The sequence below is a fragment of the Pseudoalteromonas sp. PPB1 genome (assembly GCF_015356275.1).
Classification (GTDB): domain Bacteria; phylum Pseudomonadota; class Gammaproteobacteria; order Enterobacterales; family Alteromonadaceae; genus Pseudoalteromonas; species Pseudoalteromonas rubra_D.
Window position 1 is genome coordinate 1 of the sequence record NZ_JACEQV010000010.1, and the last position, 24842, is coordinate 24842.

At 41.0% G+C, this 24842-nt stretch carries 27 protein-coding genes and 1 tRNA gene; 21 read left to right on the forward strand and 7 right to left on the reverse strand.

The genetic code is table 11. The annotated features are described in order from the left end of the window. The first annotated feature begins 48 nt into the window (after nucleotides 1-48). The 5 genes from IY568_RS11495 to IY568_RS11515 all read left to right on the forward strand — a co-directional run bounded on the left by IY568_RS11495 (nucleotide 49) and on the right by IY568_RS11515 (nucleotide 3176). A complete protein-coding gene (locus IY568_RS11495; protein ID WP_194867607.1) occupies nucleotides 49-408 on the forward strand; it encodes a hypothetical protein in 360 nt (119 codons plus the stop codon). Between the two features lie 113 nt (nucleotides 409-521). Continuing rightward, nucleotides 522-857, forward strand: coding sequence for a hypothetical protein (locus IY568_RS11500; protein ID WP_194867608.1), 336 nt, complete (start codon nucleotides 522-524; stop codon nucleotides 855-857). Nucleotides 858-993: 136 nt separating this feature from the next. Continuing rightward, on the forward strand, nucleotides 994-1473 hold the full coding sequence (locus IY568_RS11505; protein WP_194867609.1) for a DUF1203 domain-containing protein: 480 nt from the start codon (nucleotides 994-996) through the stop codon (nucleotides 1471-1473). A gap of 138 nt (nucleotides 1474-1611) precedes the next feature. Then, the gene (locus IY568_RS11510) at nucleotides 1612-1857 is read left to right on the forward strand and encodes a hypothetical protein (protein ID WP_194867610.1); all 246 of its coding nucleotides are present in this window, start codon (nucleotides 1612-1614) and stop codon (nucleotides 1855-1857) included. Nucleotides 1858-2846: 989 nt separating this feature from the next. Further along, nucleotides 2847-3176, forward strand: coding sequence for a hypothetical protein (locus IY568_RS11515; RefSeq protein ID WP_125561948.1), 330 nt, complete (start codon nucleotides 2847-2849; stop codon nucleotides 3174-3176). Between the two features lie 584 nt (nucleotides 3177-3760). Here the strand turns inward: IY568_RS11515 and IY568_RS11520 are convergent. Then, nucleotides 3761-5392, reverse strand: coding sequence for a hypothetical protein (locus IY568_RS11520; RefSeq protein WP_194867611.1), 1632 nt, complete (start codon nucleotides 5390-5392; stop codon nucleotides 3761-3763). A 432-nt stretch (nucleotides 5393-5824) separates the two neighbouring features. Between IY568_RS11520 and IY568_RS11525 the strand changes: the two genes are divergently transcribed. The 13 genes from IY568_RS11525 to IY568_RS11585 all read left to right on the forward strand — a co-directional run bounded on the left by IY568_RS11525 (nucleotide 5825) and on the right by IY568_RS11585 (nucleotide 17723). Beyond that, nucleotides 5825-6796 (forward strand): transposase, encoded by a 972-nt coding sequence (locus tag IY568_RS11525; protein ID WP_194867612.1) that lies wholly within the window; start codon nucleotides 5825-5827, stop codon nucleotides 6794-6796. Nucleotides 6797-6997: 201 nt separating this feature from the next. After that, nucleotides 6998-7462, forward strand: a complete 465-nt coding sequence (locus IY568_RS11530) for a VanZ family protein (protein ID WP_228553302.1) — start codon at nucleotides 6998-7000, stop codon at nucleotides 7460-7462. Between the two features lie 105 nt (nucleotides 7463-7567). After that, nucleotides 7568-8056: a hypothetical protein gene (locus tag IY568_RS11535; protein WP_194867613.1), complete on the forward strand. Its 489-nt coding sequence runs from the start codon at nucleotides 7568-7570 to the stop codon at nucleotides 8054-8056. Between the two features lie 263 nt (nucleotides 8057-8319). Continuing rightward, nucleotides 8320-8826, forward strand: coding sequence for a hypothetical protein (locus IY568_RS11540; protein WP_125561939.1), 507 nt, complete (start codon nucleotides 8320-8322; stop codon nucleotides 8824-8826). Nucleotides 8827-9472: 646 nt separating this feature from the next. After that, nucleotides 9473-11113 carry a methyl-accepting chemotaxis protein gene (locus tag IY568_RS11545; protein ID WP_125561937.1) on the forward strand — a complete coding sequence of 547 codons (1641 nt, stop codon included), beginning with the start codon at nucleotides 9473-9475 and terminating at the stop codon, nucleotides 11111-11113. Nucleotides 11114-11495: 382 nt separating this feature from the next. Then, a complete protein-coding gene (locus tag IY568_RS11550; protein WP_138539455.1) occupies nucleotides 11496-12089 on the forward strand; it encodes a Crp/Fnr family transcriptional regulator in 594 nt (197 codons plus the stop codon). A 168-nt stretch (nucleotides 12090-12257) separates the two neighbouring features. Beyond that, a complete protein-coding gene (locus IY568_RS11555; protein WP_228553304.1) occupies nucleotides 12258-12686 on the forward strand; it encodes a hydrogenase in 429 nt (142 codons plus the stop codon). 687 nt (nucleotides 12687-13373) lie between these two features. Further along, nucleotides 13374-13733 (forward strand): hypothetical protein, encoded by a 360-nt coding sequence (locus IY568_RS11560; RefSeq protein WP_138539454.1) that lies wholly within the window; start codon nucleotides 13374-13376, stop codon nucleotides 13731-13733. Nucleotides 13734-13938: 205 nt separating this feature from the next. Next, entirely contained in the window at nucleotides 13939-14373 is a 435-nt protein-coding gene (locus IY568_RS11565; protein WP_125561929.1) for an acyl-CoA thioesterase, read from the forward strand. A 373-nt stretch (nucleotides 14374-14746) separates the two neighbouring features. Then, complete coding sequence (locus IY568_RS11570; protein WP_194867615.1) at nucleotides 14747-16072, forward strand: hypothetical protein; 1326 nt, start codon at nucleotides 14747-14749, stop codon at nucleotides 16070-16072. 10 nt (nucleotides 16073-16082) lie between these two features. After that, a tRNA-OTHER gene (locus IY568_RS11575) sits at nucleotides 16083-16158 on the forward strand. Nucleotides 16159-16355: 197 nt separating this feature from the next. Continuing rightward, nucleotides 16356-16970, forward strand: coding sequence for a type II secretion system protein GspG (locus IY568_RS11580; protein WP_194867616.1), 615 nt, complete (start codon nucleotides 16356-16358; stop codon nucleotides 16968-16970). 51 nt (nucleotides 16971-17021) lie between these two features. Then, nucleotides 17022-17723: a hypothetical protein gene (locus tag IY568_RS11585; RefSeq protein WP_138539451.1), complete on the forward strand. Its 702-nt coding sequence runs from the start codon at nucleotides 17022-17024 to the stop codon at nucleotides 17721-17723. Between the two features lie 161 nt (nucleotides 17724-17884). Here the strand turns inward: IY568_RS11585 and IY568_RS11590 are convergent, their stop codons facing one another. After that, nucleotides 17885-18199, reverse strand: a complete 315-nt coding sequence (locus tag IY568_RS11590; protein ID WP_125562480.1) for a hypothetical protein — start codon at nucleotides 18197-18199, stop codon at nucleotides 17885-17887. 34 nt (nucleotides 18200-18233) lie between these two features. Next, on the reverse strand, nucleotides 18234-18488 hold the full coding sequence (locus IY568_RS11595; RefSeq protein ID WP_194867617.1) for a hypothetical protein: 255 nt from the start codon (nucleotides 18486-18488) through the stop codon (nucleotides 18234-18236). Nucleotides 18489-18685: 197 nt separating this feature from the next. Between IY568_RS11595 and IY568_RS11600 the strand changes: the two genes are divergently transcribed. Then, a complete protein-coding gene (locus IY568_RS11600) occupies nucleotides 18686-19420 on the forward strand; it encodes a substrate-binding periplasmic protein (RefSeq protein ID WP_194867618.1) in 735 nt (244 codons plus the stop codon). A 213-nt stretch (nucleotides 19421-19633) separates the two neighbouring features. On the opposite strand, the gene IY568_RS25290 is transcribed toward IY568_RS11600, so the two are convergent. Both IY568_RS25290 and IY568_RS11610 read right to left on the reverse strand, forming a co-directional pair. Beyond that, nucleotides 19634-20377, reverse strand: a complete 744-nt coding sequence (locus IY568_RS25290) for a helix-turn-helix domain-containing protein (protein WP_323744743.1) — start codon at nucleotides 20375-20377, stop codon at nucleotides 19634-19636. Nucleotides 20378-20600: 223 nt separating this feature from the next. After that, nucleotides 20601-20936, reverse strand: a complete 336-nt coding sequence (locus IY568_RS11610) for a DUF3703 domain-containing protein (protein WP_194867620.1) — start codon at nucleotides 20934-20936, stop codon at nucleotides 20601-20603. Nucleotides 20937-21149: 213 nt separating this feature from the next. Here IY568_RS11610 and IY568_RS11615 point away from each other — a divergent pair, with 213 nt between their 5' ends. Further along, complete coding sequence (locus tag IY568_RS11615; RefSeq protein ID WP_194867621.1) at nucleotides 21150-21452, forward strand: hypothetical protein; 303 nt, start codon at nucleotides 21150-21152, stop codon at nucleotides 21450-21452. 303 nt (nucleotides 21453-21755) lie between these two features. Then, the gene (locus tag IY568_RS11620; protein WP_194867622.1) at nucleotides 21756-23318 is read left to right on the forward strand and encodes a serine hydrolase domain-containing protein; all 1563 of its coding nucleotides are present in this window, start codon (nucleotides 21756-21758) and stop codon (nucleotides 23316-23318) included. A gap of 203 nt (nucleotides 23319-23521) precedes the next feature. Here IY568_RS11620 and IY568_RS11625 read toward each other — a convergent pair whose 3' ends face one another. Both IY568_RS11625 and IY568_RS11630 read right to left on the reverse strand, forming a co-directional pair. After that, the gene (locus IY568_RS11625) at nucleotides 23522-23836 is read right to left on the reverse strand and encodes a DUF6172 family protein (protein WP_125562218.1); all 315 of its coding nucleotides are present in this window, start codon (nucleotides 23834-23836) and stop codon (nucleotides 23522-23524) included. 275 nt (nucleotides 23837-24111) lie between these two features. After that, entirely contained in the window at nucleotides 24112-24615 is a 504-nt protein-coding gene (locus IY568_RS11630; RefSeq protein WP_125562220.1) for an RNA methyltransferase, read from the reverse strand. Nucleotides 24616-24842: the final 227 nt, after the last annotated feature.

Below are 24842 nucleotides of genomic sequence, written 5' to 3' on the forward strand. Positions count from 1 at the left end.
CTGTTTCGACGTGTTGGGGTAGAATAAATTGTTAAGTACAGGGAAGCTATGAATCATATTTATCTTAAAAATGGCGATCTAACTAAAGAAGCAAGAAGCTTTTTCATGGATTACCTCAAGCTTCAGGTAATGCTAAATACTGCTGCTATTCTTGTGTGTATTTCAATAATAAAGGATTTGTCATCTATATTTAGCTCTCAGGTAATAGCCTACTCACTGGCCCTTTTTACAAGCTCTATTTTATTTACTGTATTCTGTAAAATGCATTTCGTTGCTTATGTGGCAAGTCATGACAACCCTAAAACATGGGCTAAGTACTTTGGTCAAGGACTATTTATCTTCTCATTCATGAGTTTTGTCTTTGGTCTTAGTCTTTTATGTATGCTGGTTTGGAAGCAGGGCGCTTAACAAGTTAATGAAAAAAGTGGACGTAAAACAGCAGGCTTGCGCTTATTCTTCGCTTAGTTTTGCCTGCTACTTTTCGCCGTTTATTAAGGTGTTATGTGAATTGGAGATGTTAAATGGATTTACTAGATGAAGAAACGATTTCTTTTTTAACTCAAGAAGAGAAGTTGGAATATTATAAAGCACAATCTGACGTTTCGAAGTTCGCACCAAAGTTAAGCGTTAATGAAGATCCGAAGTCAGAAGAAGAGATGTTAAGAGAAGCAAAAGCATATGAAAAAATGGTCAGAAAGAAGTTGGCTCCCTTTTTAAGAATCGCATTAAATAGGAAAAATCGCTCACTAAACCCAAAACAAACTGTTGCGAGTAAATTTAAAACCAAGCTCAAAATATACCTGACAGTTTTAGGTGCCATCATTGTTTTTGTTTTTATCAAGAATGTATTTTTTTAAGCAATGTTCACATAGCAAGTTTTTCAAATTCGTTCGTAAACTCACTGGGGCAATTAACAGTTGGCTTTGCGCGTCGTGCAAGTTTAATCAAGCGTCAAATGCCCCTTAGCAAAACGTTAGCTATTTAAGGGATAAAATGAAGTATAAAGTGGTACCTGTAAGATCGGATTTCTTAGATAAAGTTAGAAATTTAGGTATAGACGATCAAAATCAACCTGTAGAAATCATGGAAGCAAAAGGTGGTGAGCCATGTCGAGATGTACTTCGTGGAGCAAAGGTTGGTGAAGAATTAATATTGGCCAGTTATTGTCCATTCACAAAAACAGGCCCGTATAAAGAATATGGTCCAATTTTCGTGTTGGCAAACTCACAGAGGGGAGAATTTGATAGTAATAAACTGCCATTGCCAAATGGATCTGAAACCGATTATTTAGGTCATACATTTGTGCTAAAAGCATACTGTGAAAACGAGCGTATATTAGACGCAAAATTGACATCACCTGAGCAAGCAGAGTCAGACCTTGAAGAGTTTTTAACTAATGAAAAGGTTAGCTTTGTAATTGCAAGATATGCTGCTTATGGTTGTTACAGTTTCAGAGTTGAGCGTGCTGTATAGCTAATAATTGATTAATAGGGAAAAATTGCTGGGTCGCTATATGTATTGCGCTTCGCGTGCATAAACCAACCCAGCAAATGTTGCCAATTTTCAAGGCGCTAGATATCTTTATGAATAGTTTTAAGATGGAAGCATTTAATGAAAGAAGTTAAAAATTACATCCCGCCTTTAGTTGCTCTCCTCATTCGTGCAGAAGAGTTTAAAGAAGCTGAGTTGACAGAAACGGAGGTTCTAAAGATAAAGGATTCTTCCACATATGTTCTGGTTCCAGAAGATGTTGCTGCAGCAACTGCGGAGAGTAGAGGCTATGCGGATATTGATTCAGAAAATGTGTGGGAAGAGTGGCAAAAAATAAGAATAGAAATTTTCGCTAGCGATACCTAACAAGTTAATTCAACGATAGATACAAAATAGCAGGCTTGCGCTCATTCTTCTCTTGGTTTAGCCTGATATTTTTCACTGTTTATTAAGACGTTAGGTAACCATGAGAGTGTTCAGCAAGATTTTATTTGTGGTGCTTTTTAGCTATCTACTGTTGATGTTCTTAGCTGTTGGTTGGGAATACTATATGCTTGGAATAATAGAACAGCCGAGAATGATTGAAGAATACAGATTCGGTTCTGAAGTAATGGTGTCAAATGGCGGAATGAAATATAAGACACATCAAGCATATGTTGCGTATAGTTTTAAGGCTGTTCTCATCATACTTACCTCCATTTTCGCTGGCCTCTCAGTGTTAAAGTTCACAAAAAAGAACAGTGTATGGAAAGCTAATACAATATATGTGTTAGCAATAGTGGCACTGTTTAAGTTTACATAATTGGTTGCCTAACAAGGAGAATCAAAAATGCTGGACAAAAAAAGTTGGCTTTGCTCGCGCCTCACAAATTTTAGCCAACTATTTTTTGCTGTTTATTTGCAGCGTTAGGACATCACCATAGATGATTAGATTCTTCATATATTCCACTTTAGTAATTTTAAGTCTCAAATCTTTTGCGATAGTGCAAATTGATGACACATTTACTATTGGTTGTAGAGGGAAAACTGACTCTATTGGTGAAATGCCCCTTAGCCAAAAATTTGATCATTAATATATATCTTCAACACAAATTTGGGAGGCATCCACCGATACCTGTATCTTTTTTGCTTGGAATGCGTATCTTTGACTTTTCTTAAATCAACACTTAAGTTGAGTGGAAACCAATTTTTCAATTTATTGCTTAATATATTGTGGATCGAGCTATAGTGGAAAAATATGAATTCAGGCTAGAAATGCCGGGTATCCTGCCGAGCTGTTTTACTATAAGTTGTACCCATTTGATCTTTTAATCAGTATAATAGGCGAGATAATAATATCTATTTTGGAGTTACTCATGAAATATTTACTTGCTGCGTGCTTGATGTTCAGTGGAGCATCTTTTGCTGCATCTAATGAAACAGGAAAAATCACCTCTATTTTAACTGGTCCTGTTTATGGCGATAAGCTGTTTTTTAAAGTGAATGGAACAATTAAATACAAGGCATCATGTCATACTAACGAACATTTTGATTATGTTGTGGATATATCTACTTCAACAGGTAAAGCCTATATGAGTCTAATTATGGCAGCATACGCAGCCGGTAAAACTGTCACTGTAAGTGGATATCATGAATGTTCGATTTACCCTGGTGTGTCTAACTTTAGGTCTCTAAACTCAAAGTAACGTACAGGGGCCGTTCAATATTCTATGTCAGCTAATTTAAATCACAGATCTAAGGCCTTATTAAGACGCGCTTTGAAATGGATTGCTAACTGACATAGAGTAACATTCCTAAAATTGCAAAATACCAAAATCACATAAACACATAAAAGACACCCACCGCGGCTTCGGGGGAGAAACACATGAAAGACACCCACCGAGATTTGTAAATTTTTCCCGAGGGGAAGTCCCATGTAGAATTGATGTCCTTGGCTTTTTTGGCGGCTTCGGGGTAAGAGGTGAAGTATCACTTAAGGTCGGCTTTGCTGTCGGAGATAGCGCGGATATCCAACATGAGCCAGCCCCATTAGGGAATTTCAATTTGGAATGGGTGTCTTTGATTTTTTTGTCTTGTGGAATGGGTGTCTTTGATTTTACGTTTAGAAGTGAAGCATTACGTAAGGTCGGCTTTGGTGTCGGAGATAGCGCGGATATCCAAGTTGAATCTGCCCCCTTAGGGTATTTCAATTTGGAATGGGTGTCTTTGATTTTACGTTTATGGTTTTTAGAGTAAAAGAGCCCAATTGATGGGCTCTTTTATTTTAACCTTAATTTAATAGGTTGCTAATCACTGGTATTAGGTAGGCTAAATCGTGCCTGCCTTGTAACTCTGAATCTAGCTTAGACATGTCAGAAGCATTAAATTCGTAATCGTGTGTACGGCTATTTACATGATGAATTCTGTCGAACGGAGAAGCCGCCTCAAGCTTTTGAAGTGTTTCAGAATGGCTTGCTCCTTTAAGCCTGTTTAGGTCAGTCCCATACACGGCCGGATCAATGTCTAGAGCACTAAAAGTAGGAATAAAATTCGGCTCTTGACAGTTATGGCATCTAGCATAGGCTGGATGGGAAGGCGTCGCCTCTAATATATTGTTATTTATCGTATTCAACATACTTCGGGTAAGGCCAATATTAGTGCCGGGAGCACTGTTTACATACTGATAATAAGGAAACTCATTCAATTTTGTATCCTCTTTTACATGTTTATCGTTGCCGAAAGGTCGATCTACACGTGTATAAGACTTGAATAGACTCTCGTTTCGATTGCCATTAGGTGTGTTTTCCTTAAAAGTAAAATCAGCAGCTTCTAATTCGCCGGGATTCCCTGAATGTGGTGCAACAATAAATTTTGATGCATTCCAGTTTGAAGGTGTATTATAGCTGTTTACAAGAGATGTATTAGTAAATACAACTTTTCGTATATCGTTAGGGAGGGGCATCGAGTCTAACTCTCTTAATAAAGTTGAGCGATAGCTCCCATTTTTATCAACAATATGGTTTATCAATAGTTGCTTAGATGAGGTGGAATGTATATTTTCGTATGATACTTGCACCATCGAACGTATATCACGTATTGCTCGCTTGGCTTCGCTAGTTAGTTCAGACAACTCAAGGAAGAAAAGTGGTGTATAATCTAGAGCTGAAGTGAGAAAATCAAAAGTCGATAGGCTAATTACACCAATACTACCGAAATCATCGAGCATTGAGTCAATAAATAAAGGTAATCTTTGATAAGCCAGTGGTATGTTTGCTCCCTTAAGTGGGGAATCTATGGTAACCCATGTTCTAATGTTGGTTTCGATACCATATTTGTGCGCATAACCGATGGCATATTTAGATACTACACCACCCAAGCTTGTACCAAGTACTGAAATGCTTGGTTTATGGTTATTGGTTTGATTGGCTTCGTTTATCATTTCAATACCTTGAAGCACCGTGAAGGCATTGAGCTGTATATGGTCACCTGAGCCAAACCTTTTACCTTGCTCATATTCATAGGCAAAAAGAAAAATATCAGAGTTTGGATATCTTGCTTTAATTTCTGACGGACTAGCACCCATAAAAGCATTTCTAAATACTAGGTCTAGATCTTGGTAAATAGCGTCTGAGTTATTGTTAACTGCAAGCAGTGCGCCAGGATAAGGTGCTACTACAATTATTGGTTGATCATAAGCTTGAGCACCAGAGTCATTGGTATACAGTTTTAGTTGCATTGAGCCTCGTTTACCAGCATAGGATCTGGTAGAGGACAAAATACAGCCATTTGCGTTTAGAGCATAGTTAATATTATAGCAAGATTGAGGTAAGCTGGTTTTTGAGCTATTAAATAGTGCGAATGCATCCGCACTAGCTAAAAAAGCTGCCATGCTTAATAAAGCAAGTTTTAATTTGTAAAACACAAAATGTCCTTTTGTTTATGATTGTTTAGATAAGCCAATAAAAATTGAATTTCATCTGATATTTATAAAAATTCAACAGTTTTGAAACTGGAAGTTATAAAGTACCTAGTTTAAGTCAGTCTTGTACCTTGATCAAGAGCATGGGTTGGCGTCATGCTTGTCCTAGTTTTTGGAGAGGTCTAGAAGGTTACCAAAAGTTACATTGATACCCTTTGTGTTTACATTTAAGTTTCAAAAAAGTCACGATGACATCCTCATTAAAAGATAAAACGTAGCGATCCTGCTATTGGAACGCAAAGTTTAGGATAGTCACAGGATCGAGTCTTCCAGATGGATATGCTAAGCGCTATATGGATCCCTTCAAAAACTTGGTATGCAGATGATACGTTGTCTATCTTTAGAACATGCTCAATGGACTGAGGATGCTGGATTATGCCAATGGCAAGAAAAAGGCAGGTTAGCCTATCAGATACTAAATATTACCACTGCATATCCCGGTGTGTTCGCCGGGCATTTCTATGCGGTAAAGACCGTCTCACGGGCAAGTCATATGAACATCGGCGAGATTGGGTTGAGGAAAAATTACTGACCCTTGCTAAGGTGTTTTGCATCGATGTATGTGGCTACGCGGTTATGAGTAATCACACGCATATTGTATTGTATGTTGATGATAAAAAAGCGCAAAGGATATCAGACAAAGCAATCGTTCTTCGCTGGCATAAACAGTTTAAAGGCAACTGGCTGATGCACAAATTCATAAATGGAGATCAGCTGAGTGCATCCGAGTACAGTATGTTGGCAGCTGATATTGCTGAATTCAGACTCCGGCTTGCAAGCATCAGCTGGTTTATGCGGGTGCTTAATGAAGACATTGCCCGCAGGGCCAACAAAGAAGATGGTTGTACAGGTCGATTTTGGGAAGGGCGATTCAAGTCACAGGCTTTGCTGGATGAAGCGGCATTGGCAGCGTGCCTGGCTTACGTTGACCTGAACCCAGTCAGAGCCAAAATGGCAGAGACACCGGAAACGTCAGACTACACCAGCGTTAAACAGCGTATTGAGCATGCACAGCAAGGAAAGCAGCCCAAAAGCCTATTGCGTTTTGCAGGTAATCCAAGAAAGTACATGCCCAAAGGGCTGCCGTTTGAGCTGAGCTATTACATTCAACTGGTAGAGTTAACAGGCCGATGCATGCGTGCAGATAAGCGAGGTTATATCTGCGATAGTCAGCCACTGTTGGCGAGGTTACAAATAGAGCCGGATAACTGGCTCAAACTAACTACGCAGTTCACGAAGGTCTTTCATGGCGCGGTAGGGCGAGAGCAAGTGATGACAAATTACTGTGAGCATCTTCATAAAAGGCGTCGAGCCAATCTGACACAGTGTGAGCGGTTACTGGGTTAGTGCTTTTTTCAGTATTAGTTTGAATTCTCTAAATTCAGGTTTGGTGCGCTTTTGTACTGCCAGGCTCTGGCTAATTTTCCGTGGGGCGAGTTTAAATATTTATGACTCTCATTGCTTCTGGCTAATAAGTATGGAATTCAATCGTCTAGTATCGTCAATTTAGAACATACCATGGTATCAAGCTCGAATGGGCTGTAATATATGGCTATGATCCAAGCCATGGGCATCGCAGAGTGTTTTTCAATCAAAAAACTCATCAGGATAAGCTGGTTTGGGGCTATTGTTGATTCGGAGTATATCTTGAAACCTTTATTAAACTTAATTCAACTTCATTGGCTTTCATTCACAGCCTTAATAGCTTTGCTAATTACAGGTTTGTCTTTATATCCAGTAGATAGTCTTCCTGCGGTTCCTGGTACAGACAAAACTCATCATTTTATTGCTTATGGTGCTTTGGCATTTCCAGTTGCGTTAGCGAGACCTGAAAGGTGGTCGCTGTTTATAATAGGTTTTTTAGTCTATAGTGGAGTTATTGAGTTAGTTCAGCCTTATGTTAATCGCTATGGAGAATGGCTCGATTTAGGCGCTAATGGTTTAGGACTATTGGTGGGTGTTTTATTCGCTTCTTTTTCTAGGTCAATTTTCTTAAAAGAAAAATTTTTATAGATATCTAGCACCATTTGTTCATTTCCAAGTATAACACATAGGCTTTAGCGTAGGTGATGAGATGAACGTTTCTAAACTCGGCTGTTTTTTTAAGGTATTGGATGTATGAAGACACTGCTTTTGTACATAAGTCTGCTCTCAGTAATTTTCATATTATTAATAAAGTCAATGTATTATTGGCCAGAAAGTAAAATTAAGCATTTTACTTTTGTTTTTACTTATTCTGATCAATTTGTTGAAGCTATGCGTGCCACAGAGGACGCCGGGTATGTTTCTATCCAATGGCATGACAAATCCCATCAGCGTGATGAAAGCTCAATGGCCTGGGAAGCTGGCGAACCCAAATATAAAAAAGTGGTTGAGCCAGATTTGAGTAAAATTATTGGGCCATATAAAGAAACCGGTTTACAATCACTCTGGCTTCAACACTACCATGGGGCCTGGCTAATTAGGAAAGCGTTTTCATACAAAGATGAAAACGGAACAGGCGAAGGCATTTATGCTTTTGGTACAGTAAACCCCAAAGGTGTGTGCTTGCCAAACACCCAATGTGTGGAACACCTTTTTGGACAGTGGCATGTGATAAAGAATTAGCAAATCACAGGCTTCCAGTCAAACACACCTTGCTTCAATGTCAACTCAATGACAAACTCTGGCCGGGTCAATTTTTTTATACTCGGATTGCACAAGTGGCAGAAAATTGAAGAGACACTTCGGCTAAAACAATATAGACTTCCGGTGCACAGATTTAAGTAGGGTATACCAAGGTAACCATTCCGAATTACCTAAATATTAACCTGTTAATTTGTGCCTTATATTTAGGTGTTGGCTTTCTTTCAGAGTTTTGAGATAACTTAATGATCCGCTGTATTTTTATTTTTTCTTTGATAATTTTCAGTTCAGCTTCTTCTGCTGGCAAAAGAGAATCTGCTGACTTAATGTTGAAAAGCTTGGCAGCCAAGGCCTGTGAAAAGTCAGGCACAGATTGCGAAATAATAAAAAGGCGCTGCCCTCAGATGGTTCCAATGCCAAATACCTGTATTGTTATGGAGTATTTTGACTTGGAAGTGGCAAAAGAGCGGTGCGGTGTTGATACATATATGACATGTTATCAAGACAATATTCGCTTTAAGGGAAAAGCTCTTCATGAGTTTACGCTTCCCAATCAAGGTAAACCTATTTTAAAAAGAGCCTTCAAAGAGTGTGGCTCTGTTGGTTATTATGAGGTCAAATCAAGTCAGCTAAAGAATATCGAGTGGGCGATTATCGGTGTTATGAATAGTGTGATGGAACAAGCAGAACTTTACCCACCAACTTATCAAGATAGTAAAGTGTATTTTGATTGCTTAAGTGCTGTCAAATAGCCTTATAAAACACCAATTAATTAGTATTTAAAGGTTTCTAGTGGCTTAACCCTTGTTTCATAACATAAGTCTCTTGAAGTGTCGGGGTTCACTTATCACTTAAAAGCGACAGAGCTAGCCTGGTTGCAAAGCAAAAAGTCATTGAGAGATCGATATGATTTTTCATCCAGCCCATTGAGTTGGACAGATCCCAAATGCAGGCTCTGCTGGTTAACAATATGTGTCTGTACTTAACGTTCTCTGTACATCGTGTGAGACTCATTGCACGGTAAAAGCGTTCAGCGAGTGCCATTTCTGCAATTTATGATTTAATCAGAGCCTTTTCTTTCCCGAAATTTACAGTGCATAAGATAGTTGCAGTACATAAGAGATGCATAAGTAAGAATAAGTAAGAATAAGTAAAAGAACTAAGTGAAGAGACACCCACCCCTATTTGCAAATGCGAACAGCTGGCAGTGTCACTTTAGTAAGTATAAGTAAAGAGACACCCACCCCTAGTTGCAAATGCGAACAGCTGGCAGTTTCACTTTAGAAATGTATGAAGCACTGTCCTCTCTAGACAAAGCTATTTTTGAATAGAGAAATAAAGAGTTTGAAAATTGTTCTATCCTTACTAACTGAGTATCAGTGTGTTGTGGGGTAGTCCATGAAAAGCTCCTTAAAAGTTAAGCTGTTAACACCAATGTCTGCAATGTTAGCTATGTTTGCTATTGTCGTACTTGCAATGTTGTTTACTTTGCATACGCTTGAATCTCAATTTGTTGAGCTTAAAGATAAGAATATACATGCGGCCAACCAGGGGCGGTTGGCGCTATCGCTGTTTAAAACACAAGTGCAAGAATGGAAAAATGTACTGATCCGCTCTAAATCAGTCCAAGAGCGAAATAAATATTGGCAGCGTTTTTTAAACTCAGAAAATGAAGTGAAAAGGGTACTCGAGAACATTGGGCAGTCAAAACAGCACTCTATGGCGGTTAAAACACTTATCTCTAAAATATTAAAAGACTATAGTGATGCGACAGGAAAATACAAGGCTGGCTATGATATTTTTCTGTCTTCTGATTTAAATATAGAAAAGGCTGATCAACATGTTAAAGGCATAGACAGGGCTTTGAGCGAATCACTGGTAGAGCTTGTTCTGAAAATAGATGAAAGTGTGGATGATAATTTTGAAAGTTTAAAAGATTTTTCATCACGCACTAGTTTTACAGTAAGTTTGATCAGTATGTTGACCGCAATTATTGGGGTTGCGTTTGTTCTGCTATATATTCAAAAAATAATTGTCAGGCCGATTGGCGATCTCAATGAAGTATTAAAAGCGATTGCGGAAGGGGATTACACAAAGAACATTTCGCATTCATCAAGTGATGAGATAGGAGAGTTGGTTCAGAGTGCGCGATATATGCAAGAAAAGTTATCTGACAGTGTCGGGCTCATTAATTTAGTCAACCATGAAGTGAGTACTGCTTTTGCTAAGCTATCAGAAATTTCCGACGAAATTGGTCATAGCTCAGTATCGCAAAGCAAAATAGTCGATAGTTTAAACCAGGCTACTGCACGCTTATCCACCATCGCCGAGCAGAATAAAATGGACTCAAAACAAGCGTTCGATTCTTTTAAATCAACAAGCGAAGCGACAGCACAATGTGCAGCTTCTTTGGACTTAGCTGATAAAGATATGGGCGAGTTGGTTGGTGAAATGCAAGCAATTGCAGGTAATATTGAGCAGTTAGAAAGCCGGTCTTCTGAAATTGTTAATGTGTTACAGGTTATTCAAAATATTGCAGAGCAAACCAACTTATTGGCGCTCAATGCCGCAATAGAAGCCGCTAGGGCTGGTGAACAAGGGCGAGGGTTCGCGGTGGTTGCCGATGAGGTGAGAAGCCTTGCAACACGAACCCAAAATTCAACACTTGAAATAAAAGACATTATCGACGGCACTTTGCTAAGTTCTAAACAAGCGGTGGCCTCGATACAATCAGGTCTATCTAAAACAACGCAAACCGCGCAATCAGTTGCACAGGTGAGCAGTGTGTTGGGTCAAACCTCGACTTCATTTGATAGCCTGATCACGGTGACCCATTCAGTAGATGATAATGCGGTGCACCAACAAGATATTTCGCAAAGTATTGTTGAAGACGTTGCGCAAATGCTGGTGATTTCTGAAACGCTGGAAAAAATGGCACAAAGCGATGAGGTCTCTGTCGCAGTGAACAAAGCTTCTGTCGATTTGCAGTCATTGGTTGAGCGGCTGTCAACCAATAAAGGTGACGTGAGTTTGTTTTAACGATGGAACCAGTCGAGTCTCATAGGCCAGGTCTCCCAGCATGCCATTTAACAGCACATATTCGCAATATATCCGACGTATCCACTTCACTGTTATAAAATAACTTCTTCTGAGCCTGACATCTTTGCCTGGTTCTGTACTGCTAGTGAGAGGGAGCACTGGAAATCTGAATGTTTCAAAGTGTTTAGTATCAATATCGGGGCAGTTTTTTCTGAGCACTTCGTGTAGGATTGTGAAATAACGCATAATGTGGCTATTTTTTCTTTTGACGAGAATGAATTCGCTCAGGCTATACCGTGATTTTTTATCAAATTGATTTTCATTAAGTATCGGAGAACCTTAAGGCCACGGCGTAATTTCAAAAACCGACAACTGTAGCTTTATGAAATATTTTAGAAAAATGATTGAGCAGTATATTCCTGTCACTGATGACGAATGGGGGGATGCTTGCGGAATGTTTGATATCAAAAGTGTTAAAAAAGGAACGACGGTTCACCATGCAGGTGATGTGTTTAGTGAAATATGGTTTATAAAAAGCGGTTTAGCCAGATCATATTTGATTGATATGAATGGCAAGGAGCACACCTGGCAACTCTATTTTCGCGGGAAAAGTAAACATGGTTTGAATCACTTTATGGACGATAGTGTTAGCTTCTACGAAAAAACAGGCTCAATGCTTAACTTTGAAACCCTTGAAGATTCGGTCTTTTACGTAACGTCTCTGAATAAGCTTGATAAGTTCATATCACAAGAGAAAAAGTGGGAGCTTTTAACCAGAATATGGATACATAACACCTATTATTCTGCCACATACAAACGTGTCCTTTCTCTCATGTCAGAGACTGCTGCCCAAAGGTACGCGCGCTTACTTGAAGAGTACCCTTTTATATTTAATCAAGTTAAGTCATATCATATCGCCTCTTACCTGGGGGTTGCTCCCCAGACTTTGAGCAAATTAAAAAATGAATCTAGGTGAATGAATTCACGTATTTCGTTGTTTACCATGTGCTTTTTACTGGAGACTAACAATGAATACCTTTCAAAGATGTAAAAAACAACCTGAACAAAGTACTTCGCTTTACATTGCCAGGTGTGTATGCCGCACTGTTAATACTGCCGCTGAATATATGCAAGGAGTGAGGTGATGGAGCTTACACAAACAGGTGCACAACTTATATTTATTGGAATTGCCTTTTTTCTCATTGGTTTAATACAAGGTGCATTGATACCTGCTGTAAAAAATTCCCGGATGGCGCTTTCTGGTCACTTGACGGCTGTTCAATGTGGTATGGCAGTGGCCCTTTTTGGTGTTATCTGGTCACTCGTGGAGCTGTCTTTATTTTTGGAATTGCTTGCAGCCTATGGCTCCGTATTTGGGTTCATGCTTATCTGGCTGGGAATAACCATTGCGTCAGTAACAGGTGCAAGTCAAGCGCTTCCGATCGCGGGGGCTGGATTCACAGCTAATATTACAACTGAACTCGTTGTTATGATGACGGTACGTATTGGATCACTCCTTTCATTAATCGGGTGTACGGTACTGGTTTTTGGACTACTGCCAATACTGGGATAGAGTTTTTGCAGGAGTTTTTCAAGACAGGAGTTTTTCAAGACACCCATTCTAACATTGGGCGATATTCACATTAGTTTGTGATGGGGGTCAGGTCTGTAATATGCACCTGGCCTATGAGCAAATTAGTGTCTTCTCTCCATATTGAGATATGCATTGTTGAAAACTGACTTGCATTCATGACAGCAAAATAAATCAAACAAATAAATCAAAGACACCCAATCGAACAGTTGATTCAAAGATCTCTTTCTTTGTGCAGACACCCAGTGTAATTTGGTCTTTGTAATGGGAGTGATTATGTGGGAGTAATGTGAATCGGATCTGCATATCAAGTGAATGCAAGTATGCCATTAGTTCATTTGGTTTCCCTGCTCAATGTGTCCATTCTTTTGTTCAAAAGCATACTATTTCTATGCATTTTCTGAGTATCAAAAATGTTGGATGCTTGCTGTCGATACAAGTAGTTAGTTAAGAGCTACAGCGACTTAGCTTACTAGGATATTTAAATGTACCTGTCTAGTCATCTCGTGATACAGTCCCAGTTTATTAAACAAAAAATAACCGGATGCATCATTCTGAGTCGTGATTGTTGCCAAAAAAGTTGCACTTGCAAACACACAGCCTTCGGGCTTCGGTAGAAGCGTTCAGCCTTATGTGTCGGTATATATTGCTCAATTGGATTAAGGAAATATGAAAAAGAAACTACTCGTACTATTTACTTGTATGCTGGCTAGTACAAGTGCATTTGGTAAATATATTACTCATTTAAACTCTAGTGGTGTAGAGATTACACGATTTTTTACTCATGAAAATGGGGCTGTCAGCTTGTATATATCGGGTGCTGTAGACAATCTGGATGAATGTACGTCAACATTTAGAGTTTATATCCCTCACGATCTTCCTGGAAAAAATATAATGGTTTCTAGCGCATTAGCAGCATTTGCATCCGGTAAAAAAGTTGGTTTTCATGGTTCTGGTTGCCGTACCACTTCTTTTTGGGGGGGAACACAAGACGTGCCGATCGTAAATAATATGTGGATCATAAAGTGAGGATATAGCAAGTCATACATGATGAGCCATACAGACGCCTGATAGTATGAGCCTTCAACGCTGGCGCAGTCAGAGCTTAGAACCTTCGGAGAAGCTCTGACTCCGCCACTCTTATCTGCTTGCGGTTGGTGTGTCGAATAGTGCTTGTTGCTGGTACGATGAGTTGTTACTCTCAAAGTCATTAATCATAATGAGAGGCAACATCATGCAGGAATTTTTCGAGAAGTTTGCAATTAAGACCAAGATCAACGTTGTATGGGGTGAAATGGATGCGCTGGGGCATGTGAACAACGTGTCGTACTTTCGTTATTTTGAAACCGCACGGATCGATTTTTTAAAGCAAACAGGACTACTTTCTATCTTATCAGAACCCACCCATAGTCCTGTATTGCGCGATACTTATGCCCAATACAAACGACCAGTTACTTTTCCGGATACCCTCTATATTGGTTCGTATATTACCGACATTAAAGAAGATCGTTTCACCATGCGCTATGAAGCGTTTAGTGAGTCACAGCAGGCGATATGCACAACGGGGTATGCGAATGTGGTGATGTTTAATATGAAAACAGGGCAAAAATCTCCAATACCAGAGAATATGTTGTCGATACTTAAGCAGTACGAGATGGAAGGTGAGTAACAGAACCGGGTTGTTGTTGGCTAAGCCTGTTTTTGTTCAATTCTGCTAACTGGATCCGGTTAACGTTTTCACTTGGGGCTTATTTATGAGCCGCTCTTTTAGCTACGGGTTTGTTGGTGCTTTTGAAATGGTGAGCGGGCAGCGCCCGCTGTAATTGGCAGCTGCCTTGTCCAAACTTTGTTAATGATTCTGACTGTTCTCGTATTCCCTCGTCACCGCTTTTTGATGGCAAATGATGTATGATCAATTTACTATTCTTAGGATAAAAGTGTTGTCTGGTTCGTTTATTGGTTGAGTAATATAGCCCTTAAAGCGAAGCGTAATAATCAAAAAATTCCTGAAGGCGCATGCCGTTAACAATGTAGATAAGATTATGTATAGCAAGCAATATAAAACGCTATTTACATCGCTCAATAGCCGGAAGAGGCCTGAAGATATAGCGCAGGTGATACTAGAATTGCCCGAACTGCAATTAACTCAAGAAACGATGAGTAAGCTTAAGCTGGCCGCTGAGGGCGCATTGTCAAATAATCAATTTGGTTACTCGTCAATGTCCGATGAGTTCTTCAACCCCATAGGATGTGAAAAGCAATTGAATAAAGGTAAAGAGCTATTTCCGTCCGTGGTGTTTGAACCTGATAATGGAGCACTTCCGCAGCATGCAGATACACTGATTGAACAAGCTTGCCCTTTATTAGGGGGAGACCCATCCAAGTTAGACTTTAAACATGACAGGCTAAACAAGCTTGAAAGAAAAGCGGCAAATCTGGATATATCTAAACGACAGTACAATAAAAAATTCAGATATTTGCGCAGACTTCAAGCGAAAAGAGCTCGCCTTGCCAGGGAGCTTAAAAAAAGAGAGTTTACGCTGATAAGCAAATCTGGACTGGCCTTTACAATTGATGAACACCACTTTTTCGATGACGCTTTGACGGCTGCGTTTATCGCTTACTACGTGGCCAGATGCAATTTAAGAAGTGAATATACAACCGATAAACAGCAAAGACCTTACGATGAAATAGCACATCAGCTATTTCAGGATTGTATGCGAGCCAACTCTACAAATTGGTGGGCAATAAGCCATGTTTATCCCGCGCCATTTGTGCTTAGTAAGTTAACCGACGAACAGAAAGGAAAGATGCTGGGTACCTGGTATTCAGTGCTGTGTGAATTAGCGGAATTTTTGAAGGAGCTTTGGGGCAAATCTGACATTTCCAGACAGACAATGATCGTAAAACGCGGAAATGACTCAACGACATGGAACAACACCGCAGGTGCATGGAATAAAGTGCGCGATGCCTGGTTCAGATTTCTTTTTGATTTGGGTATGCAAGATATTGTTGATGTCTTATGCCCTGGAAAAGTACTGAGATTGATGGCTGCGGATGTTGTTGCATGGCACCACCATGAAGAGGGGACACTTGAAGTGGATACCAAAATCTGGAATGAAGTGCCGTTGCCCTGGGAGGTTCTATCTGGAGAGGCTGAATGTAGCAGGCACTTCGTGGAGCGTGTGTGTCGTCGCTATGGCGTTGATCCGGTGCATAAAGGTTGGACTGCACCACCACCTGATATTCAAGTCGCCAAGTTTAGATTAACGCCGGAACTTGTTCATGGTGTTACAGTCTCAAACCCGGGTCTGGCAAAAGTATTAAAGAAGACTGGTGTTTTTTCAGGAAAACCTGTAAAAGACTAATCTGACAGTCTCCGAGGTAGCTCAGTGGTAGAGCGCCCGGCTCTTTTTCCGGGTGGACGTAGGTTCGAGCCCTGCCCTCGGAGCCAAATTTCACACAAAGCCTGTTGAGCATCCTGCTTCACAACCCATTTCACTAAAAATTAATCAAAGACATTTAGTCGAGTGAATTTATCGTCAGGATAGATTCATGTTGTTAGGTTTACAACTTGTGAGATTGGGTTTCTGGTTAGCATTGTCTGGCGGCTGGGTATCCAGCGCAAGTAATGGGAGCAGGGGAGCAGTAATGCAAAAAATTAAAGTTATGGCATTAATCACTATGACTCTAATTTCTGGCTTTATTCATAGTTCGACTAGAGATCTATCGCCGGAAGAGAAAGCGTCTCTGGACATTAAACAGCTGGCTAAAGCCGTTGAGTATTATCACCAGGAATTTGGCAGATATCCTACCAATGAACAAGGTTTAAGCTTATTAAACCGGGAAATATTTGTAAGTAAAGATTGCCCCTGTAAAAAAGTAAAGCTCCTTAATGGGTTGCCAGAAGACCCTTGGGGGAGAGACTATTTATATCTTATGCCTGGAGAAAACAATTCGGAAGGATTCGATATATGGACAAACGGAGCGGATGGGCTTTCTGGTGGAACAGGCATAAACAGGGGATGCGGAAACTGGGATGACCTCCAGTGCGAGTTAACCGAACAAAATGACACTCTGGAGGCTGTTTTTCTTCTCCTGACCATTGGCATTGGGGTTGGTTTGCCGCCATACATTGCTGGTGTATACCTATCTTATAGAAAAGGGAATTCAATCAATAGCTCCCTATTTGGTTATCACTTGGGTGTGCTATTTTACTTGGTGTTTGTGTTGCTCCTGAGTGTGATTTTACCAAGTGCACTTTAATGATAGAGAAGCGCAGCCCATTAATTAAATGAAGGTTAGGAAAGGAATACAATGAAAAAAATATATGGCGTCTTTTTTTGTGTATTATTGCAGGCCTGTTCAACTGTCGGATCGGTTGAGCGCCCGTCAAGTTATTATCAGGAACAGGCATCGAACTCTCAAAATAGTCTAGTGGGTGATCCAGTTTTAGGTAATAACAACGACAGGATCCAGGAACTACTCAATTATCAGGTTAGGTTGCCCGAGAAAAATAGAATCGCAGTGCTTAAGCTCAGTCAAGATAAATATTGGCGTGCTTATTCTAATGACTTTACTGTACTAAATGACTCACTGGTGAAGTCACTGATCACTAAGTTGCGTTCTTCTGATAGGGTTTATGATGCCTCTTTTTTACCAGCCATGCTGGTTTCAGAAAAAAGATCGGTCTCGACGTTAAGGGAAGCTGCAGCCAGGTTTCAGGCAGATTTACTGTTGGCTTATACAAGTTCTTGTTATTCATACCAGAAATACAAATTCATTGATCCCAACAATTCGAAATCTTACTGCTCGGTCGAGTCCATATTACTGGATATACGCTCCGGAGTAATCGTTAAGTCAATTGTCAGTACGGAAGATTTCATAGCTTCAAAGGCATCAACGGATACGAATTTTCGTGAAACGATGAAACGGGCCGAGCTCGAGGCTGTTGCCGCCGCACTGGGAAATGTCGCCAGTGAAGTGACTTCATTTTTAAATGGTGTGCCAAGAATATAGCGTTTACAACGCGCCAAGCGTAAAACCGCCAGAACGGTATGCAGACATTTGTCTCAGTACTTAGCATCACAGGAGTTTGTTTTGGCATACTCCTGAGCAAGGCGACTCTTTGAGACGCTGCGTGCTAGTCTCTTTCTAACTCGCAACCAACAGTGTTTATCTCAATGTACGGTAATAGGGAGATCATTCACCACGAGCGATTGACCATTTTTCTGAGCACGATGAAAACTGGATATTAAAACGTCATTCGATAAGGTGTTAATGTCGTCAACTTCTTCCACCATACAAAACATAATGGATTCCCACCCTAAGTCCTTAATAAAGGTCTTAAGCTGATGCATATTGTCCTGATAGTTTTCATCGGTTGTTAAGAGGCCAATGGAGTGTTTATTGCCGAGTTTGTACTTCCCTGTGTGAGAGATTGAACATTTCGCATATCCACTTAACACATAAACTGTATTGGTGCTTTTATTCATGTTGGTGACATTCTCTGGATTGACTTTGACCCATTTATGCATTTTTCGAACCAGGCTGAGCAGTATGCTGATACCGCTTTTCTACGCCTTGAAAATAGAGGGTAAAAAACCACTGTCTGATGGCATCTGTGAATGATGACACGATCAGTGTCAATTTTCTGTTAGTACTGTTGGGAACAAATTCAAGATACTTAGTGTCATTAGCCTGTCTTTGGATATGGAGCACAAAGGCTTGGGTTTCTGGGAGCGAAAGAGCGCTCACGTTTGGAGTGATGTCTGCAAATTTCATAGCAGAGTTTGCGTGGTTAAAGTTGTGCTTTGGAAAGATTTGTGACGCGGGTCTAAACTTTATGAAGGCGAAAATGTACATACGTATTTTGTTAGGGCAAACTAGGAATGAGCGATATGAACCTATAAGTGGTAGTTTAGCTTTTCAACAATTATTTCACAGAATAACCGAACGGTCGCCATATGAGAGAGTGATATATGTCAATGGGTCAGAAAAGTTTTTTGTTTTTTGTGCTTATACTAGCGCCCTGCCGATTATACTCTGAAGTACAGAATATCACGTTATCTATGCCTATTATTCAGCCAACCTTATATTCAGTCTCTTCAAAGCGTGTATTAGATAGAGCTTATAGCCAAATTAAGGTTGAAGTGAAATATGAGAGGTACCCCGCGAACAGATCTCTGTATGCAGCAAACCGAGGGGTAACAGATGGAATACTTGCTCGTATACCAAATATGGAGCGGTCTTACCCAAATTTAACTATGCTGCCTATACCGCTCGCCTCCGAAAAGGTTTATGTTTATACCCATGACTTGCATTTCAGAATTTACGATTGGCGCGTGATCAGCCGCTATCGCGTGGCGATTGTGCGAGGGTTTGAGCTGGCTACAAAACATCTAAATAAAGATAGCCTGGTAGAAGTGCCCTCGGTTGAGCAGGCCTTTTCAATGCTAGAGCAAAAAAAGGTCGACTTTGTTATTGATCTGGAAAGCGGTCAATGTGTGCTTAATAAGCTCGGGCTAAATAAAATTAGGAGATTAGAACCGGCAATTTCAGAGTTGACTGTGTACCACTATCTTCATATTAGGCATCAGTCACTTTCCAGAGAGTTAAAGGTCATTCTTGAAAGTATGGCTCTTTCAGGAGAGATAAGGTCCATTTATGATAATACTCTGGAAGAATTAGACTGCGTGCGTCCGATAGCACAATAGTGATGGACGGACAGTTGCACTAAGTTTGTCCAATTAGGTTAAAACAATATTAGACTCTTGGCGTTCTGAGCATCTGTTTTAGCTGCGGCGAAGTGGTTGGCTGAAAACGTATTCTCCAAATAATGGCTTAAAGTTGCAGCAAGCAGACCCCTCCAATTGTGTGAGCGTTTTCTAACCTGATCTGCCAACGCAAAAGGGCATAATCGTGCCGGGTTACTTAACCAGGTTTTTAGCTTGCGTGATACTCATGCCAAATGTAGAGCGAAACGTGCGACTAAGATGTGCACTGTCAGAAAACCCGGCTATGTAGGCCGCATCTGTTGCGGACTTGCCTTTTACGAGTGCTTGTAGTGCACAAATCAATCTTCGCCACAACAGAAAAGGGCGCCACGCAATACCAACCTGATCTTTGAAGATGTGCAGAAATCGACTTTCTGAAAGATTAAGGGTTTGTGCGACGCTTGCTGCACGCCATTGCTGCGGCTTAATACAGTCGGCCACAAAACAGGCATCCAGGTTTTCAAGTAACCTCTGGATACGTTCATCAGTGACTGAGCTCTGATTACAGTTTAGTAAAGTCTGGTCAATTGAAATTACTCGGAATATTGGCGCAATAAGCTGAAAAGCGCTTTCCTTGTCTAAGGGGGGATATGCCTTGCAGTCAGCGTTAAGTTCAAAGGAAACCATAGACTGACCTTGTAACTTTGCTTCTAACTGTTCTCCTAACAGGCTGTGTGGCTCTACTAATAAGATCCATCCTTTGGACATTTTAAGACAATGACTGTGTTTAGACGCGATCACGACCTGGCCCCGGAGCGTCTCTCCATTCAATTCAGAGGATGAGTCACAACATGGCCATACTATCTGTATAGCAACATGCTGGTGATAGTTGGCATCTAGCTGTGAGCCGTAAATGAGCACAAGGCCTGTGTCTATCCATACAGTGGAGGTTATCACACCAATAGTCTCCGGTTTTTTTGCGTTTCTTGGGCGCTGGAGGGGCTGGCAATGTCCCTGCATTACACATCAAGTGTATCGTAGTTTTTAGGCAAATGGCTGGTCACTTGCCTGACACAGTATCATATTCGCTTGGCCAGTCCTGCGCCTTCCCAAACTGAATCGTATGGTGCTTTTATCGATGCTGTATTTTGTGCTAAGCGCGTTAGGTGCTCAGGTAGAACTATTTCAAGTATTCAGCAAGATCGGCTGGAATTGGCATAGGTTTGATGGGGCTCACATTGGTTCCGCCGGTATTTCCTTTTGGCACCCAAATTCTGGAGAAGATAACAGAAGCAAAGATCCGGGCTATTTGCCCTAGTACCTTCCTGGCGTTATATCTTTTGAAGCCCAATTTGAGCATCCACCAGTGCGACTGCGTGTGAGGAATAATAAAGGATTGTCCTAATATGTGTGCTCTTTCTAAGTGATAAAAGCTCTTACTGTATTGGGTGTTGTCATACTGCTCTTTAGCCGCGGCCATTTCCTTTTGAAACGCTAGTTTCAGTTCTGATTTCATGGCTAAGTACCTTGTTGGTTATGGTTGATAAATTACCTGCTCTCAGGATCATTCTAAACGCTGAGGATTTGGATGAATTGAATAAACTGGCTGCAAAGTTGTTCTGGTTCAGGGGCAAGGTTGCATCTGTAATCCGTGTGTAATAGCCCGTACTTTTGATTCTGATTAGGCTAGGGCTGTGAACAAATAAAAAGTGTAATAACGGGAAATCAGATGAACACAAGTGAACTTTATAAACACATGTTAGAAACAACATTGAAAGTGGTTGGTGAGGAAGCAAAGCCACTTTTGGCGCCATTGGAAAAGGCATTAGAAGCTCAAAGGGAATCAATTCAAGCTATTGTACAAGCGCATTTGAACAATGAGATCGGTAGTGAAGAAATGGAAGTTGAGTTGCTAAGAGAGCAGAAAATTTTGGAAGCTGAACTTATCTCATTAGAAATTTGTGCAAAAGCGGTAGTTCAAAAAGCCGTAGCCGCGGCTATGTCGAGTCTGACTTCGCTATTAACACGTTAGTTTGTTCCGTTCGCACTGTGTATTGACTATTTCGCAGCACAGTATCGAGGGGGAGAAGCGCCCGGCAGAAAGCATTCATCAGAGGTCCTACGCCATAGTTTTATTTTTTGGGAATAGCTTATAACAATTGGAGTGGGTGTTCGCAGTGGCTCCTGCACACATGCCTACCCAAACGGGTCGTCATAAATAATTTGTAAAAGTGCCTGCATGTTGAATGGCATGTATGCAATTTTAATTACAGAAAGAGCTTTGTTAGTAGTTGAGTGGTTGGCAAATTTTCTAAAAATTTTTTAAGGAAATAAAATGAACCAACTCTGTTACCTGCAATTAAGAGTCATACTATTGTGTTGCTCCTGTGTGTTTTTGAGTGCATGTTTTAAAGAAAGCGTTGCACAGGACGACAGAATTGGGCTGAAAAAAGTGGATTTGTTTAAACAAATACTGGCAGATTACTGTGGTAACTCGTTTTTTGGCACTGTCTATGTCACCTCAGGTGATGATGTGGTGTATGAGGCGAATTGTGGGCCAAGAAATATCCCAAGCTATACGCAATTTATGACGTTTGCGACGCAGCATAATATTGATACAAATACCTTGGGTGCAAAGTATCAAGTTGGCTTCAATACGTCTGACTCCAAATACCGCATTGGCTCAAATACCAAAGAATTTACGGCGGCGCTGTTGCAAAAAAAGCTTTCTCAGGAAGAGATTGAAACAAAGACTATCGGTGATTATTTATCTTGGTTTCCTAAGAATGCGTGCAAGGATGTGACGCTTCACAATTTATTGACTATGTCGTCAGGCATAGATAACTATAGCGATAATCCTGAAGTATATTTGAACTGGGGGTGGCGGCCATTCCTATATGAACCAGGCCTAAATTTGAATGGACCTGAGGCGTTCAGCAATCGCTTTTGTACCTGTCAAAAACAAGGGGGTGTCCCCAGCTTTACACCCGGTGAGAAGTTTGAGTATAGCAACTGCAATTATTATCTCCTTGGTAATATTATTGAGCAGCTCGCAGCTCGAAAGCAAGGTAAAATTCCCTCCGAGTTTTACTTTGGCAACATCTTGAAGCGCAAGATACTAGACAAACTGGCAATGGCCGACAGCGGCACATTTAATGCGATTGGTGTCTATGAAAACATGACGACTGGTTATGTTGATAAAGATAATCCGCTCTTGTCTGACACTACGGGTCGTTTACCGGACATGGGTTTGCCTGATTACCCAAATATTTTAGAAAGCCCTTATAGTAACTCAATGGTGCTCTATTCTGCGGGCAACATGTATTCCACTGTCAAGGATATGCATCGCTGGGATAAGGGTTTGTATGGTAATTTGATCCTTGATCATGATCAGAAAGAAATAGCGTTTACGCCTTACCAGAAGGCTGACAATGGCGCTCAGGGTGACAAGGAATGTCAGGCAGCTCAGGATGACAAGGAATGTCAGGCTGCTCAGGATGGCAATGAGCCTCAGGATACACAACCTGATAGTGTGTCTCAGTGCGAGTATTTTGGCTACGGCTGGTTTGTTAATTACATCCCTAAAATTTATACAGAGGAACTGGACTGTCCAGACACGCCTATTTCACCTGATGAGATGGAAAAACTGCAAGGATTTGAAAAGTTTGTAAGTTACTCTGGTAATTACCCTTATTCCTGGGTGACGAGTTTTTCAAGATTGCTGGATCGCAATCAAGCCGTGATGGTATTTAGTAATTATAATAAAACGGGGTATGAGACAGATTGTATAGCCCAGGAGATCCGTAATGTTATTTTTTATAATAAGGCGTATCGCTCAAAGCATTGCCAAAATGTTTTGAATGGTGGTATGCGAAAACAACTCTTTGAATGGTACTAAGCAATTTGCGTGCTTCTCAGTGCTTTTGGGCTGGATCCGGCTTTTACTTGCGATGCATTGTCGATGTCAGCGAAAGGCTTGTTATGTAGCGTAGTCAGAATCGTTGTCTTTGACTGTGTAAGGGCTTAATTCTGAAATGCCTTGCTGAATCTGGTTCAGCAAGGCATTTATTAAATCAGGGCAATCCAAGCAGGCGCTTTGGATTAATACTCTTCTGACTCATCGTCGGACACATTACGCGCTTGCCTGACGGCTGGCTTTGCCAGGATTTCCACATAGAAAGAGGTGAGGTTTTCTTCCTGAGTTTTGTCGATCAGCTTATTAAGCTGTGATACGTGTACTGGCTCAGCTTCTGCTTCGGTGTTACCAAATTGACAGTCAAAATCCCAGTAGTCAGCGCCTGTTGGTAACGTTTTATTGCGTTCACGCTTAAGGTATTTTTTAAGCTCATGTTTGACGGCGTCAACGCGTCGTGCAAGTTTGATTTTCGGGTGAGTTAGTTCAAATGTTTTTTTCATAGCTGCCTTCAAGCAAGAGATACTCAATCAGCAAAAAGCTTGCCTGAGTAGATAAAGTGTATTCATTTAGCGTCAAAGACGAGTGGATAAATACAGACATGTAATAGACCATTTTACGCTATATTCAGCGAACTGGCGAGGGGTGAAGGCTTGTCTTAGATAATGCGTACTCAAAGCGAAATGCTGTCAGCAGACTGCGCGCCCTGATTATTCATTTAAGTGCCCAAAGCCGGGGTAACCAGTCTGGTGTTCGCCAGTATTTTCCAACCGCGTGCTTATCCAACCACCAAACGATTATTGGTATCCCGACTGGTCAGGATTTGGCCTGCATCAAACCCGGTGGTGCGTTTTGCCATGCGGTCATACAGCAGCACGTTAACCGTTGCAGCCAGATTCATGCAACCGGTTGTTGGTACATACACCACGGCATCGGCAGCATCCACAATGTCTTGTGGCAGGCTGCCATCTTCGGGGCCAAAAACGTAAATTGCATTATCGGGATGCGTAAATTGTGGCAATGGTGTCGCACCTTCCACCAGCTCAATACACACGAGCGAGCGGCCAGGTACTTTCAGACTAGTAAGATCATCAACCTGTTGAATGGGGATATTATCGGCGATGTTTTTTGTGTCGGTATGGTACTTGGCAGCCTTTGCGTAGCGATTACCATTAAAATAAACGGCTTGTGCTTGATAGCAACCCGCAGCTCTTAATACGCCACCTACGTTAGTCGGCGATTTCGGATTAACTAATCCAATCGCGGCAAACGACTCACTCATACTCTTTCACTCTCAATATACGGCAGCGAGGCTACCAGGAACGCTTAACACAGGCAGCTTAGCTACCAAAATATCTGGCAGGCGATTGTATCATGTGGATGATTTTGTGCCAGCCAAAAGCCTAGCACGGGCTCAGCACAGAGATATTATCACGCAATCCGGGCTTTTTTTGTGGGTAGCAATGCTGCTTACAAATGCGCATTGGTGAGATTACATTTATCTGCGCT

Coding starts and splice junctions, on each gene's coding strand:
- IY568_RS11495 (WP_194867607.1), top strand. CDS start 49: ATGAATCATATTTATCTTAAAAATGGCGATCTAACTAAAGAAGCAAGA.
- IY568_RS11500 (WP_194867608.1), top strand. CDS start 522: ATGGATTTACTAGATGAAGAAACGATTTCTTTTTTAACTCAAGAAGAG.
- IY568_RS11505 (WP_194867609.1), top strand. CDS start 994: ATGAAGTATAAAGTGGTACCTGTAAGATCGGATTTCTTAGATAAAGTT.
- IY568_RS11510 (WP_194867610.1), top strand. CDS start 1,612: ATGAAAGAAGTTAAAAATTACATCCCGCCTTTAGTTGCTCTCCTCATT.
- IY568_RS11515 (WP_125561948.1), top strand. CDS start 2,847: ATGAAATATTTACTTGCTGCGTGCTTGATGTTCAGTGGAGCATCTTTT.
- IY568_RS11525 (WP_194867612.1), top strand. CDS start 5,825: ATGCCAATGGCAAGAAAAAGGCAGGTTAGCCTATCAGATACTAAATAT.
- IY568_RS11530 (WP_228553302.1), top strand. CDS start 6,998: ATGGCTATGATCCAAGCCATGGGCATCGCAGAGTGTTTTTCAATCAAA.
- IY568_RS11535 (WP_194867613.1), top strand. CDS start 7,568: ATGAAGACACTGCTTTTGTACATAAGTCTGCTCTCAGTAATTTTCATA.
- IY568_RS11540 (WP_125561939.1), top strand. CDS start 8,320: ATGATCCGCTGTATTTTTATTTTTTCTTTGATAATTTTCAGTTCAGCT.
- IY568_RS11545 (WP_125561937.1), top strand. CDS start 9,473: ATGAAAAGCTCCTTAAAAGTTAAGCTGTTAACACCAATGTCTGCAATG.
- IY568_RS11550 (WP_138539455.1), top strand. CDS start 11,496: ATGAAATATTTTAGAAAAATGATTGAGCAGTATATTCCTGTCACTGAT.
- IY568_RS11555 (WP_228553304.1), top strand. CDS start 12,258: ATGGAGCTTACACAAACAGGTGCACAACTTATATTTATTGGAATTGCC.
- IY568_RS11560 (WP_138539454.1), top strand. CDS start 13,374: ATGAAAAAGAAACTACTCGTACTATTTACTTGTATGCTGGCTAGTACA.
- IY568_RS11565 (WP_125561929.1), top strand. CDS start 13,939: ATGCAGGAATTTTTCGAGAAGTTTGCAATTAAGACCAAGATCAACGTT.
- IY568_RS11570 (WP_194867615.1), top strand. CDS start 14,747: ATGTATAGCAAGCAATATAAAACGCTATTTACATCGCTCAATAGCCGG.
- IY568_RS11580 (WP_194867616.1), top strand. CDS start 16,356: ATGCAAAAAATTAAAGTTATGGCATTAATCACTATGACTCTAATTTCT.
- IY568_RS11585 (WP_138539451.1), top strand. CDS start 17,022: ATGAAAAAAATATATGGCGTCTTTTTTTGTGTATTATTGCAGGCCTGT.
- IY568_RS11590 (WP_125562480.1), bottom strand. CDS start 18,199: ATGAATAAAAGCACCAATACAGTTTATGTGTTAAGTGGATATGCGAAA.
- IY568_RS11595 (WP_194867617.1), bottom strand. CDS start 18,488: ATGAAATTTGCAGACATCACTCCAAACGTGAGCGCTCTTTCGCTCCCA.
- IY568_RS11600 (WP_194867618.1), top strand. CDS start 18,686: ATGTCAATGGGTCAGAAAAGTTTTTTGTTTTTTGTGCTTATACTAGCG.
- IY568_RS11610 (WP_194867620.1), bottom strand. CDS start 20,936: ATGAAATCAGAACTGAAACTAGCGTTTCAAAAGGAAATGGCCGCGGCT.
- IY568_RS11615 (WP_194867621.1), top strand. CDS start 21,150: ATGAACACAAGTGAACTTTATAAACACATGTTAGAAACAACATTGAAA.
- IY568_RS11620 (WP_194867622.1), top strand. CDS start 21,756: ATGAACCAACTCTGTTACCTGCAATTAAGAGTCATACTATTGTGTTGC.
- IY568_RS11625 (WP_125562218.1), bottom strand. CDS start 23,836: ATGAAAAAAACATTTGAACTAACTCACCCGAAAATCAAACTTGCACGA.
- IY568_RS11630 (WP_125562220.1), bottom strand. CDS start 24,615: ATGAGTGAGTCGTTTGCCGCGATTGGATTAGTTAATCCGAAATCGCCG.